The 14,519-nt window shown below is 48.1% G+C and carries 13 protein-coding genes and 1 riboswitch; of the genes, 2 read left to right on the top strand and 11 right to left on the bottom strand.

All coding sequences use genetic code 11. The features are described from left to right. Positions 1-130: 130 nt before the first annotated feature. Both F752_RS25165 and F752_RS0104090 read left to right on the top strand, forming a co-directional pair. Positions 131-1,333, top strand: a complete 1,203-nt coding sequence (locus tag F752_RS25165) for a PAS domain S-box protein (RefSeq protein ID WP_017730461.1) — start codon at positions 131-133, stop codon at positions 1,331-1,333. 55 nt (positions 1,334-1,388) lie between these two features. Next, positions 1,389-2,417, top strand: coding sequence for a helix-turn-helix domain-containing protein (locus tag F752_RS0104090; protein ID WP_017730460.1), 1,029 nt, complete (start codon positions 1,389-1,391; stop codon positions 2,415-2,417). A 62-nt stretch (positions 2,418-2,479) separates the two neighbouring features. Here F752_RS0104090 and F752_RS0104085 read toward each other — a convergent pair whose 3' ends face one another. The 11 genes from F752_RS0104085 to scpA all read right to left on the bottom strand — a co-directional run bounded on the left by F752_RS0104085 (position 2,480) and on the right by scpA (position 14,450). Further along, complete coding sequence (locus F752_RS0104085) at positions 2,480-2,890, bottom strand: acyl-CoA thioesterase (protein WP_017730459.1); 411 nt, start codon at positions 2,888-2,890, stop codon at positions 2,480-2,482. A gap of 65 nt (positions 2,891-2,955) precedes the next feature. Further along, a complete protein-coding gene (locus F752_RS23405) occupies positions 2,956-3,753 on the bottom strand; it encodes a DUF4465 domain-containing protein (RefSeq protein WP_017730458.1) in 798 nt (265 codons plus the stop codon). A 19-nt stretch (positions 3,754-3,772) separates the two neighbouring features. Further along, complete coding sequence (locus F752_RS0104075) at positions 3,773-4,810, bottom strand: YncE family protein (RefSeq protein WP_017730457.1); 1,038 nt, start codon at positions 4,808-4,810, stop codon at positions 3,773-3,775. After that, positions 4,807-6,702 carry a TonB-dependent receptor plug domain-containing protein gene (locus F752_RS0104070; protein ID WP_017730456.1) on the bottom strand — a complete coding sequence of 632 codons (1,896 nt, stop codon included), beginning with the start codon at positions 6,700-6,702 and terminating at the stop codon, positions 4,807-4,809. The genes F752_RS0104075 and F752_RS0104070 overlap by 4 nt, the downstream gene beginning before the upstream one ends. 1 nt (position 6,703) lies before the next feature. Further along, positions 6,704-7,120, bottom strand: a complete 417-nt coding sequence (locus F752_RS0104065; protein WP_017730455.1) for a T9SS type A sorting domain-containing protein — start codon at positions 7,118-7,120, stop codon at positions 6,704-6,706. 10 nt (positions 7,121-7,130) lie between these two features. Continuing rightward, positions 7,131-8,633: an SUMF1/EgtB/PvdO family nonheme iron enzyme gene (locus tag F752_RS0104060; RefSeq protein ID WP_152425019.1), complete on the bottom strand. Its 1,503-nt coding sequence runs from the start codon at positions 8,631-8,633 to the stop codon at positions 7,131-7,133. Positions 8,634-8,746: 113 nt separating this feature from the next. Beyond that, a riboswitch (cobalamin riboswitch) is annotated at positions 8,747-8,940 on the bottom strand. Between the two features lie 98 nt (positions 8,941-9,038). Continuing rightward, a complete protein-coding gene (locus F752_RS0104050; protein WP_017730452.1) occupies positions 9,039-10,058 on the bottom strand; it encodes an MlaD family protein in 1,020 nt (339 codons plus the stop codon). After that, a complete protein-coding gene (locus F752_RS0104045) occupies positions 10,055-10,855 on the bottom strand; it encodes an ABC transporter ATP-binding protein (RefSeq protein ID WP_017730451.1) in 801 nt (266 codons plus the stop codon). Before F752_RS0104045 ends, F752_RS0104050 begins: the two co-directional genes overlap by 4 nt. Positions 10,856-10,858: 3 nt before the next feature. Next, complete coding sequence (locus F752_RS0104040) at positions 10,859-11,638, bottom strand: MlaE family ABC transporter permease (RefSeq protein WP_017730450.1); 780 nt, start codon at positions 11,636-11,638, stop codon at positions 10,859-10,861. A 151-nt stretch (positions 11,639-11,789) separates the two neighbouring features. After that, on the bottom strand, positions 11,790-12,191 hold the full coding sequence (locus F752_RS0104035) for a DoxX family protein (RefSeq protein WP_017730449.1): 402 nt from the start codon (positions 12,189-12,191) through the stop codon (positions 11,790-11,792). 84 nt (positions 12,192-12,275) lie between these two features. Next, entirely contained in the window at positions 12,276-14,450 is a 2,175-nt protein-coding gene (gene scpA / locus F752_RS0104030) for a methylmalonyl-CoA mutase (protein ID WP_017730448.1), read from the bottom strand. Positions 14,451-14,519: the final 69 nt, after the last annotated feature.

Raw genomic sequence — 14,519 nt, 5'->3', positions numbered from 1 at the left:
TCATAGCAAAAAGCCTGGTTCAGATAGTACATTAAAAATCCGCATCCGATTAATTAAAGTCCCGATTGTGCTATAACAGCTGGCACCTTTATACCTACTATTGTAGCTTAAGTTTAACAATATACTTTTTATGGCCTCGAAAAAGCCTGTTCAGGATAATCCTTCTTTTTTTAGCTATAAAAATAGTAAAAGTATTGAGGGTGTTGAGATGGATGAATATGGCCAGGTAGGGAATATAGAAGATTTTCCGCTAGCCGTTTGCATTCTTGACCAGAAAGGATGTTTTGTGCGGGTGAACGAGCACTACTGCCGATTGTACGGCTATTCTCGGCAGGAGTTATTAGGCCAGCACTTTACCTTATTACTGCCTCCTGCACAAAAAAGAGCACAGACAGGCTTGCATGATGCCTTTATTTTAAAAGCAGAGGAGCCTTTAGCCGAATTAGAGGTGCTTCACAAAAACGGACAAAGCATATATGTAAAGAGCCATGCTGTTCGACTTTTCAACCAGCAGCAGGAGCCTTTTGTAATAAACTTTGTAACAGATATTACGAGCCTGAAGGAGCAGGAACTGGCGCTGAAGAATAGCCTGAACGAAAAACACCAGCATGCTGAAGTTCGGGAAACAGCCGAAGGTATGCTGATGCATGATATGCGGAAGCCGGTAGCGAATATTATAAGTATTTGTAATCTGCTGATGAATGTAGATTACAACAAGGATAAAATTCAGCATTGGATTAAGGTATTGAAAGTGGAAGCTCAGAAATCCCTCAAACTGTTGGATACCAGGGCGGGCTTTATTAAAATAGAGATGAATAATTTCCAGCCGGAGCTTACAACTTTTGATCTTATTTCGCTTACCAGAAAGATTGTGGAGCCTCTTGAGCCGGTTCTTCAGAAACGCAAGCTGCAGATTTCGCTCAGTGTAGACGGAACGGAGTGCGGAGCCGGGGACAGTTTGATGATAGAGGCCGATCCTTTCTTTATAGAAATCATGCTTAATAACCTGATGGTGAATGCAGTGGAGGCCTCTCCGGATAGGGGGGAGGTGAAATTTCAGCTTCACATACGAAACAAACAGGATCTCCAGACAGATATATATAATAAAGGAGTTATTCCGGAAGCCATTCGAAAAACTTTTTTCGATAAATATACCACCTTAGGCAAAACGAATGGTCTTGGGCTAGGAACCTACACTGCCAAACTTATAGTACAGGCGCATGGAGGGCACATTACTTTTCTTACTTCCGAAGAAGGTGGTACTACTCTAAAAATTTTTCTGCCCGCTGTAGTTAAAGAATTTAGCCGCGGGGCAACAGGGAGTAAAGATTAATATCAAAGCGGAAGGACTTCTCTGAAAACCTCCTAACAGTAGCCAAAAGATAAGCATGGAAATTCATATCTCGAACAGCTCTTTAATAGAGGCAATAGAAACAATTAGTCAGTGCCTGGACTTGTCGTGTGAGGTAGAGTGTGAAGAAGCGGTGGTCAATATTCCTGATCAGCTGGGGCGTGGATGGATTAAAGGAATTAACTTTCAGAACGGCCTGGGTTTGTTTTTTCTTGATATTAAGCTAAAAAAAAGCCTGACGCTAAAATACAAGTTAACGGAGATATATCCGGTAAGGGTTTTATTCTGTAAAGAAGGCTGGTTTACCTATGCCTTCGAAAACCACCGTCCAGAGTATACGATGGAGCCTTTACGCAGTGCCATTTCTGCCAGCTCCGACGATAAAGACCAGTCCTTAATATTTCCGGCTAATACTTCCATTATTCTTACCATACTGGAAATAGATCGTAAAACGTATGTGAAAAGAATGGACTGTGATTTGGACTCTGTACCGGAACCGCTCGCCAATGTATTTCGGGACCATGAAGCGGAAGATCCCTTTTTATATACAGGAGACTACAGCCTGTCAATATCGGAAGTGGTAAATGATATACATACCAATAACTACCATGGAGTAGTGCGTAAAGCTTACCTGGAATCCAAGGCGCTGGAACTGTTCTCCCTGATTGTGCGGCAGTATAAGGATGACTTAAATCCGGATATTCAGAAGGTGGTTATCCGCAAGTCCGATCTGGAAAAAATTGAAGTGGCCCGGGAAATACTTACCCTGGATTTGGCAAAGGGTATAACCATTCCAGAGCTGGCCCGTCAGGTAGGCCTGAATGAAAATAAGTTGAAGAGAGGATTTAAACAAGCTTATAATTCCACAGTTAACCAGTTCCTCATTAACAAAAGGTTAGAGTATGCCAGGGTACTGCTGCTAAGTGGTTCTTTTAGCATTCAGGAAGTGGCAGAAAAAGTAGGTTACAAGAATGTAGGGTATTTTACCCGCCGCTTTAAAGAACGATATGGCATACTGCCAAAGGACTTTGTGAAAAACAGTAAAGTAAATATGAAGGCTTCCTAAGACTAGGAGAGCGTTAAAGTGTAGATTTTTGCGAGCAAACACTTACCGGTACTGAAGGGAAGTTAGAAGGACTCATTTTTCGGTAAAATGTTTACCGGTTTCTTAAAGTCATTGATGGCAACCATGGTAAAGCTGCCTGTAATAGCTTTATGCCGGCTGTCGGAATACATTTCTTCTACATAAATATCGACCTGCACGTCCATACTGGTGTTGCCTACTCGGGTAACATGACCTACCAGTTCCACGATAGTGCCACCGGGGATAGGCTCCTGAAAATCGACCTTATCTGAAGAAACGGTAACCATTTTACGGCGGCTGAAGCGGGTGGCGGTGATAAAAGCCACCTCGTCCATCCATTGCAGCGCCGTGCCGCCAAAGAGGGTATCGTAGTGGTTGGTAGTATTAGGGAAAACTGCTTTAAAAACATGGGTTTCGGCTGCTTTAATGCGCCTGTTGATGACTTCCTGTTCCATAGCTGATTGTGAAAGTGGTTAGATAAAAAAAGCTACCGGCTAATCCGGTAGCTTTAGGTGTAGCATTATTCTTCCAGCGAAGGCATCTTAAATCTTAAATCATCAATTGCCACATAAAGAGGAGTGTTTATTCCCCAGTCTCCGGTGTCAGAAGATTCATAAGAAAAGGCCAGTTTTTCGACCTCGCCTAAAGAAGAAAGGTCAACAGTTTCCCAGGTATCAACGATGTAGTCTTCGCTGCTCTCTTCGAAGCGGTAATCAGCAAGGTAAAACTCCACTTTGCCGGTTGCCTTACCCTGGGAGTCCAATCCTGTAATAATTACTTTAAAGAAGTCGGGATCGGTACCATCCACACCGCCAAACTTTTTGGCAAACTGGTCCCCTTTCAGCAAGGAATAGTATACGTAGGCATTATTGGTAAGCTGAATACTTTGAGGTATTACTTCGGTTCCATCAAAATAAATTGTTTCGCTTCCGTTCATAACAGCATATACTTCCGAGCTATTGGCACCCACGCCCGGAATGGCTACCAGGCTCCCTTCTGTACCTTCTAAGGTGGTATCAGTTTTTTTCGAATAGGCTACGCCTGTCCACCAGTTGCCATAGGTGGCATCATCGAAATAATTAAGCTTATAAGAAGCCTCGCCACTATTATAGGTGTAGCTGTATTGAACTGTTCCGGATCCTTCGCCCGACTTCACACCTGTTTTATCCTGCCCAATATAGGCATCTGCTCCTGCAGGAAAGCTTAATTCTTCGAAGTTAGACTCTAAAGTCGGGGCCACCTCCTCTTTGTTACAGGCAGTAAAAGTAAAAAGACAACCTGTGAGGGTGTACAGTAAAGCTTTGTTTAACTTGTTCATTTAAATTTAAGGTATATGGTTAATGAAATAAGAAACTATTGGGGATGACACCTACCCGGAACGAATCAATAGGTACGCCGGTGCCGCTGTATCTCCTGGCCCAGCCGCCTTGTACATAGTCCAGCGCATCGGCCAGCCAGATATCGCCTTCCGGCGAAATACCAAGGCCATAGAAAAGTGTAGAGATGGTCTCTTCGATGAGGGGTGCGGCGGGTGCGGAATCGGCCATGATGCTCAATTTAAATACTCCCTGCTGGAGGTAGTAAAGGCTGTCTTTCGTATTGTTTAGCTGAAGGTGGCCTGGTCCGCCTGCTGAGGCATCCAGTAGAATATCTTTGCTGATGGAGAAATCTTCGGGATTCAGCTGGTATAAATGCGCCTGCTGATCGTCTCCGGCGCCCGTGAGCACCCACAGGTAATTGTTTTTATCGAGCTGCAGGCTGTTTGGTGGAGCCTGTAAGGCAATGCTCTTTTCGATTTTATCTGTTTCAGTATTGATGATCAGTAATTCGTGGCTGTCGTAGGCGGCTACAACGGCATATTTCCCTATCAGCAGCATTTGCTCTGTCCACCCTTCAGTAGGAATTTCTCCCACTTTTTTAAAGGTGGAGGGGTTGAGGATGTGAATGGCATCGGCATATAAATCGCTTACATAAGCTTTCTCTTCATCGATACCTAAAAAGTAGCGGGGCGAAATAAGATCGTTCACTTCTCCAACCTTCTTAAAAGTTTGCGGCTCAATGATGACTACCTTTTGTGAATTATTGACGACCACATAGTAGTAGCCCTGGAAATAGCTGGCCGACTGTACCACATTTCCCAGCAACTCCTGGTTGGCCTGCTCATAAATGCTGCTGAGCACTTCCTCTTGCTGAAGGTCTATGTAATCGATGGTTCCGTAGCCCCAGCCAAAGTTGCCTTCATTCAACACAAACACGCCCTCTTTACTTCCTTCGTAAGGCGTGAGATTTTCCTGCCGCTTCGGGAAGGCATCTTCAGGCTCATTACAGGCATGGAGGATACTGAGGCTAAAAAAGAGGTACAGCAGCTTTTTCATAAATCAAGTTGATAAGTCAGCGACAGTTCCCATACCCGACCAGGCATGGCATAAAAAGGAATGACCTGGTAATGGTAGCCAAAGAGATTGTGAATGTTGAGTAAGGCTGAAAGTAGCTGTTCTTTAAAAGAATGTTGATAGCCGAGGCCGAGCTGGCTCAGCCAGTAGGCAGGCAGGTATTCGCTTTCATCGGATCGTGAAAAGCGTTTCCCGACGTAGAGCTCATCGAAAGAGAGGCTCCAGCTTTTATAATACAGCTGGCCCTGCAGGGATGCCTTATGCCGTGGGGTAAAGATGAGTTGCCTGCCAATGGCTTCCTGGTTTCCGCGGAATGATTGCTGGTTAGTGGCCGCGCTTAAGGTATAGCTTCCTTTACTGCCCCAGTTCCAGTTCCCTTCCATCTCAGACTTCCAGCTAAAGGTATATTCGAGGCCCCGGCTGTATACTTCAGTAGCATTTTCGGGCTTCCAGCTTGGCATACCGGGCACCCATATAATCCAGTTCTCTACCCAATAGCTAAACAGGCTCAGGCTTTGCTTCCAGAAAAAATCCTTCAGCGGCAACTGTTGCTGAACGAGCAGCTCTACATTACGGCTCTCCTCCGGCAATAGGTTCCGGCGGCTCTCGCTGGCCCAGTACTGCTCGTTTAAGGAAAGAACGCGGTAGTTGTAGCTGCCATTGAGCGCCACCGACCAGACAGGGGTTAGCTGATATCGAAGCGCAAGGGAGGGAAGTAAACGACCACTATTATTTCCGTCTGATACCCATTCCTGCCGCAGGAGCGCATCTACAATGAGTTGATTGGTGAGGGCTGTTTCGAGCCCGGCCAGTAAAGAAGCTCTTTGTTGATTTCTTTTGCCCTGGAAGGCGGCGGCTACAGCCGCACTATGCATCAGGTCGATGCCGCTGCGCAGGTAGGTATGCCCTTTCAGCTTTTTATAGAAGTGGGTCTTTGCCTGGTAGGTATTGATATGTCCTTTTTCCGCCGGCAGTTCTCCCATCCGCTCTACCTGCGGCAGCTGGTTGTAGAACCACCCGCCGGTAATCTTCAGATTATAATCTGTTTTTTTGACCTCATAGCGCAGGCTGTTACGCCACACTTTTTCCAGCAGTCTTTCATCGTAGAGGTTTACGAAGAGCGAAGGCTGCAGTTCCCGTTCATCCTGCTGATACCAGCTGGCAAAATGGAGTTGCTGCGAAGGCTTCAGGCGGTAAGAGAGTGTTTGCAGAAAGCCGCGGCTCTGGTGCGAAGCATGCTCCATTATTTGCTCTTCCTGGCCAAGCCCCAGGTAGCTAAAGGCATTCTTATTTTCCAGCCATACCACTTTTGTAGAGCCGCGGAGGCGGTTGCGGCCATAGGCATACAGCAGATTTCCTCCAACATTCTGGGTATTGGTGGCCGAAATATTCAGGCGAAGCTGTTGGTGGAGGGGCTGGCTGCTGAGCGAAATACTCCCGCCAAGGCCGCCGCTTCCCTCCAGGAGGCTACCGCCACCATAATTAACAGCAATGACATCGTTCATGGCCACAGGCAGCGTTGTGAGGTCGATTTGCCCGAGGGTAGGGGAGTTAATGAGCAGGCCGTTCCAATAGACCTGCGTATGACTGGCCCCTGTACCGCGGATAGAAGGGGTAGCATGCCCGCTCACACCATAACTGCGGATAAACAGGCTGCTTTCCTGCTGCAGCAGCTCACCTATATTACTGCTCTGGTACTGCTGAATAGAGACAGAATCGATTAGGGCCTGCTCAAAGCCGGTGCGGTTTTTCAGACGAAGGGCCTCCACCCGCACTTCCTGTAGAAGAATGGCAGAATCCAGCTCCTGTGCCTGCACAAAGCCGGCAAGCGAAAGGAAAGGTATCAGGCAATATGAGAAAAACAGCTTCCGCACCTTAGAGCAGGATTATCTTTTTTGTAAAGTTTGATTTTTCGCTTTCGAACTGAAGAAGATATATGCCGGCAGGCCAGCCATGGGTGTAAATCCGGAAAGGGCTCTGCCTTAAGTCGTGATGCAGCAGGTCTCTCTCGAACAGTAAGCTTCCTTTATTGTCCAGCAGGCGAATTCGTTCAAGTTTTTCTCCTCCACTGCTTTGTATCAGCAGCTCTTCTCCTTTTTTCAGAGGATTAGGGTACACCTGAATGAAGCGTTCCAGCTCATCTTCGATGGCCGTAGGGGTGGTGTTCACCAGAATTTCGGACATGGAATAACCATCGCCCGGGCCACCAAGGAAAGGAGCATTGGACTGCCCGTAACCCAGGGAAGCTATGGAAAGGAAAAGGAGGAGAGGGTATAGTAATTTTGCTTTCATTTTTACTTCATTATTCGGTTCGCACTCCTCTGCCACCGGTGGTATTCCGGCGCGATACCGGCAAAAAGGCATAGTAGCGATCAGAGATGGCCAGGTCGCGAAATTCGTAGGAAAGGTCATTGCTGATAAGGCTGTTCCAGGCGCCGCCCCTGTGGCCGCTGCCTTTAGGGCCCGGCCAGCTGCTTTGGTTAGCAATTCCTTCTGCACTCAGCTGTCCATCGCCTGAAATGCCCTGGAAGACCAGTCCGTCCATACTTGTGTTGACAACCGCCTCCCATACATTCCCGCTGATGTCCATTACCCCATAGTAGGAGCTGCCGGCAGTAATACGATTAGTAGTGGCAGTGGCGGCAAAGCCTGAGCGAAGAGGACCCTGCAAAAATTCTTCCTGCTGGCCGCCGCCATAGTTGGCGAGTCCGAATGGAGCTTCAGCGGTTTCAGTTACCCTTTCTTCCGGAGTGCCATTTTCTACTACTGTATTGGCATTGATGGCTTGGGCGGTACCCCAGGCAAGTTCTTTTTCAAGCGGGCTTTCCGGCCCACGGCTTATTTTTTCAAATTCCAGTTCCGTCATGGGGCGCAGGGCAGCCCAGTCGAGGTAGGCCGCTACATTTTCCCAGTTCAGGAAATTGGCAGCACGAGTGGCGGCATCATCCGTTTCGTTGAAAATTTCGTTTTTATTTCCGTTAAGCGCGAGTACGGCCGGAACTTCGCCGGAGGCGGGGTACTGAATAGCAATGCCACTCCTGTTTTGCTCGTAAGGGGCAAGGGCAAAGGTGCCGACTGGTGAAGTAGGCGGAACAGCTAAGTGATAGGCCTGCTGCGCAACGGAAAGAGTGTTTAGGAAATCAACAAACTGCTCCTGGCTTATCTCGTACTTCATAGCATAAAAGGCACCGTAGCCCTTCGGGTAAGCGGCAGGGATACCGGCTGCAGGCTTATTATCTGCTAGCGCAGTAAGGCCGTTATCGGAATTTACAGGGAGTTCGTTTTCGGAACTGACAGAATAAGGGGCAAGGGTGGCGGCATCTGCAAAGCTATATTTACTGGCGGCATCGCCCAGGTAGAACCGGCCTTCCGGAATGTACACCATTTCAATACCAAAGATGCGAATATCGAACTCTTCCAGGCTCAGACTGGTATCGGCCTGTAGTTCGATGCGGCAGTTGTTGATGGAGAAAGCGCCTTGTTCTGTAAGGGAGATAAAAGCACCTTTGCCATCTTCCGTAACATTTACTTCCAGTACCGTGGAACAGGAGCTTTGAAAGCTTTGCTGCTTGAGCGGCAGGTGAAACCACTCTCCACTGCCGGTGCGGCGGGCTTTGGCAAACAGCCATACGGCATCTTTATTAAAAGGGGCTGCTGTTTCAGTAAGGTTCCAGCTGTTGTCCCAGCCAATGGCAAAAGATAAGGTGTTGCTGCTTGCTGCCGGAGCCGTAATGCGCAGGTTATTGGCCCACAATGGATGGAGTAGCAATACAGCTATTGCTGTTAAAAGTAGTTTCCTGAACATGCAAATATTGAATTAAATACACTCATTTAATTCAAAGCTGCGGAAATTAGAGAAAGTAGCAGATGGTCAGTGACCGGTATCGGTTACTTCTCAGCCTTTCGCCCGAAAGCCTTGAAAAAGTATTACTCCTGGCAGGTCTCCTGGCTTACGCGGCTGTGGCCGGCCTTCCCGTCATCAGACAGTGGCATAGGGGTGGTTACAGGTTTATCGCGCTTACAGTTGCGGGGACAGCTCTTGTTTCTCACAAGATTCCCTTTTCATCCGGCCCGGGAAACCCGGGACCAGAACCAGTTGCGACAAAGGTAAGATATGCAGAATTAAAAATTAAAAATTATGAATTAAAAATTATGGTTCCTCAACTTAGGTTCCTCATTTATAAAATTTCCATCTCCAGTTTATAGTTGATTAATCCTCTTCCTCAAGCTCCTCCAACTCCTCAGCTTCTCTTTCTCTTGCCCGCTTTTCTTCTTTTTTGTTTTTCCGGAAAACACCTCCAAAGAGCCAGTGGTTTTGCAGGGCCTCTACACTTTCGTTGATGGTTTTAGTTCCTTCGGCGGCATTGTTGATGGTCCTCTGCAGGTCATCAGCAAAAACAGTATCGGCCAAAAGGACATTGAGGGCATTCCCCTCATCGTCCAGCTTTTCTGTTAAGCGGTCCAGTTTGCGCGATACTTCGGCTGCATTATCGGTGGTAACCCGTACATTGGCGAGCAGCGAATCATAGGTGGTACCAAAGGTGGTATCGTTGAGCAGGGTATACACAGGACCCTGTTCATTTTTCTGCAGGCGGTTTACCATCTGACCAACCTCTCCGGCAATATAAGCGGTTCGCTCGCCTGTTTTCTCAAGGCTGATGACGGTTTCTTCCAGACTTTCGGCCAGCTCGGGGCTTTTGAGCAGGCGGCCGATAGTGCCTTCGCCGGAATTAATCTGTCTTGCTATTTCCTGTAATTCTTCGGTAATTATCAGGGCATTCTGTCCTGTTTCTTCCAGCATATTCATAATATCCTGTGCACTGGCTTCGCTGAAAGAGGCAATGGTATCACCGTCATCTATTGGATCTCTCATTTGCCCTGGTTTAATAACGACAATCGTATTGCCAATTAATCCATCGCTGCCAATGGTGGCCAGCGCATCTTCATTGATAAAGCGACGGTCGTTTTCCCGGATGCCAAGCGTAACAGCCACAATGGAATCGCTGGCAATCCTCACCTCCCGCACAGTTCCTATTTTTACCCCTGAGAGCCACACATTGTTGCCCCTGGTAAGACCTCCGACATCCTTAAAGGCTGTGTGTATTTCGATAGTCGGGTTAAATAAATCCCTGGCATTGCCAATAAAGAAAATACCTATCAGGAATAGTATAAGGCTCACAAGTACAAAAATGCCCAGCTTGGCATTTTTACGGTCGTTTTTCTCGCTCATCGGGCTTCTATATTATAGTAGTTCAGGAAAGTTTTTAATAATGGGTCCTGTGTTTGTGTCAACTCATCGAAAGGGCCATCGAAATGATTTTTTCCGTTGTACAGGAAAATTACCCGGTTGGCAATGGCACGGGCACAGGTAAGATCGTGGGTAATAATGATGGAAGAGGTGCCATGGCGCTTCTGTACCTCCAGTACGAGCTCGTTTATTTCTTCTGAAGTAATAGGATCCAGTCCGGCAGTGGGCTCATCGTACAGCATAATCTTTGGGTTCAAAATAAGCGTTCGGGCAATGCCGATACGCTTCTTCTGTCCGCCAGAAAGGTCGGCAGGCCATTGGTCCACGGCATGCTCCATGCTTACCTCTTCTAACGCATTCATTACTTTTTCGTTGAGTATCTTCTGGTCAAATATCTTCAGGTTGCGCTTGAGCGGGAACTCCAGGTTTTCGCGAACGGTCATGGAGTCGTAGAGGGCACTCAACTGGAAGGAAAAGCCCACATCTCTCCTTAAGGCATTGATTTGTTCGCTATTCAGGCGCCGCACATCTTTGCCCAATACCTCTATTTCTCCTGCATCAGGTGTAATCAGTTCCACAATACATTTAATCAGTACCGACTTTCCTGTTCCGGACCGGCCCAGTACCACAAGGTTTTCTCCTTTTTTTAAATCAAGGTCTACCCCGTTGAGTACAGGAGTATCATCGAATGATTTATACAGATTGCGAATGCGAATAACCGTTTCAGTGCCTATGGCGCTGCTGTTTTCTTCGGCGATATGTCGTGCGTTTTTATCCAAGGCTTAGCGAAATAGTTCAATTACCTGCAGGGAAAGCAGGTCAAGAATAAATACCAGAAACAGGGATGTAACTACCGAAATATTGGCGGCACGTCCTACCCCCACCGTACCACGGCCGGAATTATAGCCACAGTAGCAGCTGACAAGGCCAATGGCCATCCCAAAAAGGAATCCCTTCAGTACAGATGAAAAGATATCTACAAACTCCAGAGAGTCAAAAACCTGATAGAAAAAGAGGGGGAGGCTCGTCTGGTTGAAAACGGCAGTGGCAATAAAAGAGCCGAAGAGCATTAAAGTATCAGCATAAATTACAAGCAGAGGCACCATTAAAGTGGTAGCGACTACCCTTGTAACTACCAGGTAACGGAAAGGGTCGGTACCCGATACTTCCATGGCATCGATCTGTTCGCTTACATTCATAGAGCCTAACTCTGCACCTATATTGGAACCTACCCGGCCGGCACAAATAAGTGCCGTTACCAGCGGGCCCAGTGCCCGCACAATGGCGATGGATACCAGCGAAGGAAGCCACGATTCGGCCCCGAACTCCAGCAGCGACGGCCTTGACTGTCGTGTAAACACAATCCCCACCAGAAAAGAAGTAAACCCAACCAGAAAAAAGGTTTTAACGCCAATCTGGTAACACTGGCGGAGAATTTCCCTGCTTTCATAAGGCGGCAAAAACATCTTTCGGAAAGTTTTGCTTACAAAAGAGAAAATATTCGCCAGGTTAATCAGAAAACTTTTGAGCCGGTTGGTATTTCGTGTTTTCGTATCCTGCATCTAAAAAAAAATCAAAAATTAGCTTTACCTATTAATGGGAAAAACAGGTAAAAGGTTTTAAGCAATAGGGGCAGGGGAAGCAGAAAAACAGCCTTTGATACGTCTTTAAACCTTCCCTGGCGGCCTTAAGTTTTTTCCAGTTTGTGGGGACTCAGAAGAGTGTTTTATCGGCCGAAAATTTTCCGGGACCAGTAAAAAAGATCGTCAGGTAAGCACCCAGGTAAAGGAACGCCAGCTCCCTGGAGCTGAAAGCGTCGGCTCCATGCACTACAAAAAAAGCAATTGCCATGGTGATGATGAGTGGGATGGTAGCCAAACGGGTCAATACCCCTACGATAATCAATACACTGCAAATAAGCTCTGCAAAAACTGCCAGGATAAGCGAAATTTCCGGTCCGAGTCCTACAGGATCGCCAAATTCGAAATTGCCACTCAACAGCCGCTGAAGCTTTGGGTAACCATGGGTAAGCATGGCAGCACCGGCCACCAGCCGCAAAAGGAGCAGCCCCAGATCAAAAGAGAGGGGACGCCACGTTAAAAGCGTTTTTTTCATTTTTGTTGTTTAAAGAAAGTTGTTTCTCAAAAAAGAGAAGATGCAGCGGTTTGTATGCCGGCTCAGGAGAACTGAAAGAGGTACTTATTCCTCTTTCAGTTCTTTAATTAATTGTTTCAAAATATTTTGTGCGGCAACGGAAATAATGGTGCCCGGACCAAACACACCTGCCACACCCGCCTGGTACAGGAAATCGTAATCCCGGGCAGGAATTACACCACCGGCAATGACCATAATATCGTCGCGGCCAATTTTGCGCAGGGCGTCGATGAGCTGTGGGATAAGTGTTTTATGTCCTGCCGCCAGAGAGCTGGCACCAATTACATGTACATCGTTTTCTGCAGCCTGGCGGGCTACTTCCTCGGGGGTCTGGAAGAGGGGTCCAATGTCTACATCAAAGCCCAGGTCGGCAAAGGAGGTGGCAATTACCTTGGCACCACGGTCGTGGCCGTCCTGGCCCATTTTGGCGACCATAATGCGCGGGCGACGGCCTTCCAGCTGAGCAAATTCATCGGCCAGCTTTTTGGCTTCCTTAAAGTTGTCGTCGTTCGAGGCTTCACTGCTGTATACGCCCGATATGGAGCGGATGGTGGCCTTATGGCGGCCGAATTCTTTTTCCATAGCATCAGATATTTCTCCTAAAGTGGCGCGTTGCCGGGCGGCTTCCACGGCCAGCTCCAGCAGGTTACCCTCACCGGTGGCGGCGCACTGGGTAAGGGCAGCAAGGGCTTCTTCGACTGCCTGCTGGTTTCGTTCGCTGCGGAGTTTTTCGAGCCGGGCCAGCTGGGAGTTCAGTACCGCCGTATTGTCCACCTCCAGGAGTTCAATCTCCATATCTTCTTCCACCTGGTAGCGGTTCATGCCAACGATAAGGTCGCGACTGGCGTCGATGCGGGCCTGCTTACGGGCTGCGGCTTCCTCGATGCGCATTTTTGGCAGACCGGTTTCTATGGCTTTTGCCATTCCGCCCAGCTCTTCTACCTCCTCAATCAGCTTCCATGCTTTTTCTACTAGCTCATTGGTAAGGCTTTCAACATAATAGGAGCCTGCCCAGGGGTCAATGGCTTTGGTGATATCGGTTTCGTCCTGCAGGTACAATTGGGTGTTGCGGGCGATACGGGCAGAAAAATCAGTTGGCAGAGCGATGGCTTCATCGAGTGCATTGGTATGCAGCGACTGCGTATGGCCAAGGGCTGCTGCCATCGCCTCCACACAGGTACGGGTTACATTATTGAAGGGGTCCTGTTCGGTAAGGCTCCATCCGCTGGTCTGGCAATGGGTACGCAGGGCCATCGACTTCGGACTCTTCGGGTCGAACTGCTTTACCAGCTTGGCCCACAGCATACGACCGGCCCTCATTTTGGCAATTTCCATAAAGTGGTTCATGCCAGTAGCCCAGAAAAAGCTGAGGCGTGGAGCGAGTTTATCCACATCGATTCCTGCTTTGATACCAGTTCGCAGGTACTCCAGGCCATCAGCCAGGGTATAGGCCAGCTCAATATCGGCGGTGGCACCGGCTTCCTGCATATGGTAACCGCTGATGCTGATGGAGTTGAAGCGCGGCATGTTCTTCGAAGTGTACTCAAAGATGTCGGCAATAATGCGCATGCTTGGCTCCGGCGGGTATATATACGTATTCCGCACCATAAATTCTTTCAGAATGTCATTCTGAATGGTGCCGCTGAGCTGCTCAGGTTTTACGCCCTGCTCTTCGGCTGCCACAATGTAGAAGGCCATAATGGGAATAACGGCTCCGTTCATGGTCATACTCACCGACATTTTGTCGAGCGGAATCTGGTCGAAAAGAATTTTCATATCCAGAATAGAGTCGATGGCTACGCCGGCCTTACCCACATCGCCTAGCACGCGCGGGTGGTCGCTGTCGTAGCCTCGGTGGGTGGCAAGATCGAAGGCAACGGAGAGCCCTTTTTGCCCGGCGGCCAGGTTGCGGCGGTAAAAGGCATTGGACTCTTCGGCAGTTGAAAAGCCTGCGTATTGGCGAATGGTCCAGGGGCGGGTTACATACATGCTGCTATAGGGGCCACGCAGGTAAGGAGGGAGACCGGCGGCAAAGTCAAGATGTTCCAGTTTTAGCACATCGTCCTGTGTATAAGCAGGCTTGATCTTTATCTTTTCCGGGGCCATCCAGCCTGGAGCTGTTCTTTCAGTAGCATCCTGTTTGGTGTCAGCCGAAGGTTTTGTTCCGGGAGCGGTGGCCTGAGAGCCTTTTATATTTATTTTAGAAAAATCGGGTTTCATATCTTGTTGCTGGTTGTTCGTTGCTGGTAGATTCAGTAACAATTAGCTGGAAAGCCAGCTGCTCAGATA

Source organism: Nafulsella turpanensis ZLM-10, from assembly GCF_000346615.1.
Classification (GTDB): Bacteria; Bacteroidota; Bacteroidia; order Cytophagales; family Cyclobacteriaceae; genus Nafulsella; species Nafulsella turpanensis.
Note: the sequence above shows the minus strand (reverse complement) of the source record. Positions and strands in the feature narration are given on the sequence as shown.

What these genes read in the sequence shown, in the direction of transcription:
- F752_RS25165 (WP_017730461.1), top strand. Translation starts at nt 131, where the DNA reads ATGGCCTCGAAAAAGCCTGTTCAGGATAATCCTTCTTTTTTTAGCTAT.
- F752_RS0104090 (WP_017730460.1), top strand. Translation starts at nt 1,389, where the DNA reads ATGGAAATTCATATCTCGAACAGCTCTTTAATAGAGGCAATAGAAACA.
- F752_RS0104085 (WP_017730459.1), bottom strand. Translation starts at nt 2,890, where the DNA reads ATGGAACAGGAAGTCATCAACAGGCGCATTAAAGCAGCCGAAACCCAT.
- F752_RS23405 (WP_017730458.1), bottom strand. Translation starts at nt 3,753, where the DNA reads ATGAACAAGTTAAACAAAGCTTTACTGTACACCCTCACAGGTTGTCTT.
- F752_RS0104075 (WP_017730457.1), bottom strand. Translation starts at nt 4,810, where the DNA reads ATGAAAAAGCTGCTGTACCTCTTTTTTAGCCTCAGTATCCTCCATGCC.
- F752_RS0104065 (WP_017730455.1), bottom strand. Translation starts at nt 7,120, where the DNA reads ATGAAAGCAAAATTACTATACCCTCTCCTCCTTTTCCTTTCCATAGCT.
- F752_RS0104060 (WP_152425019.1), bottom strand. Translation starts at nt 8,633, where the DNA reads ATGTTCAGGAAACTACTTTTAACAGCAATAGCTGTATTGCTACTCCAT.
- F752_RS0104050 (WP_017730452.1), bottom strand. Translation starts at nt 10,058, where the DNA reads ATGAGCGAGAAAAACGACCGTAAAAATGCCAAGCTGGGCATTTTTGTA.
- F752_RS0104040 (WP_017730450.1), bottom strand. Translation starts at nt 11,638, where the DNA reads ATGCAGGATACGAAAACACGAAATACCAACCGGCTCAAAAGTTTTCTG.
- F752_RS0104035 (WP_017730449.1), bottom strand. Translation starts at nt 12,191, where the DNA reads ATGAAAAAAACGCTTTTAACGTGGCGTCCCCTCTCTTTTGATCTGGGG.
- scpA (WP_017730448.1), bottom strand. Translation starts at nt 14,450, where the DNA reads ATGAAACCCGATTTTTCTAAAATAAATATAAAAGGCTCTCAGGCCACC.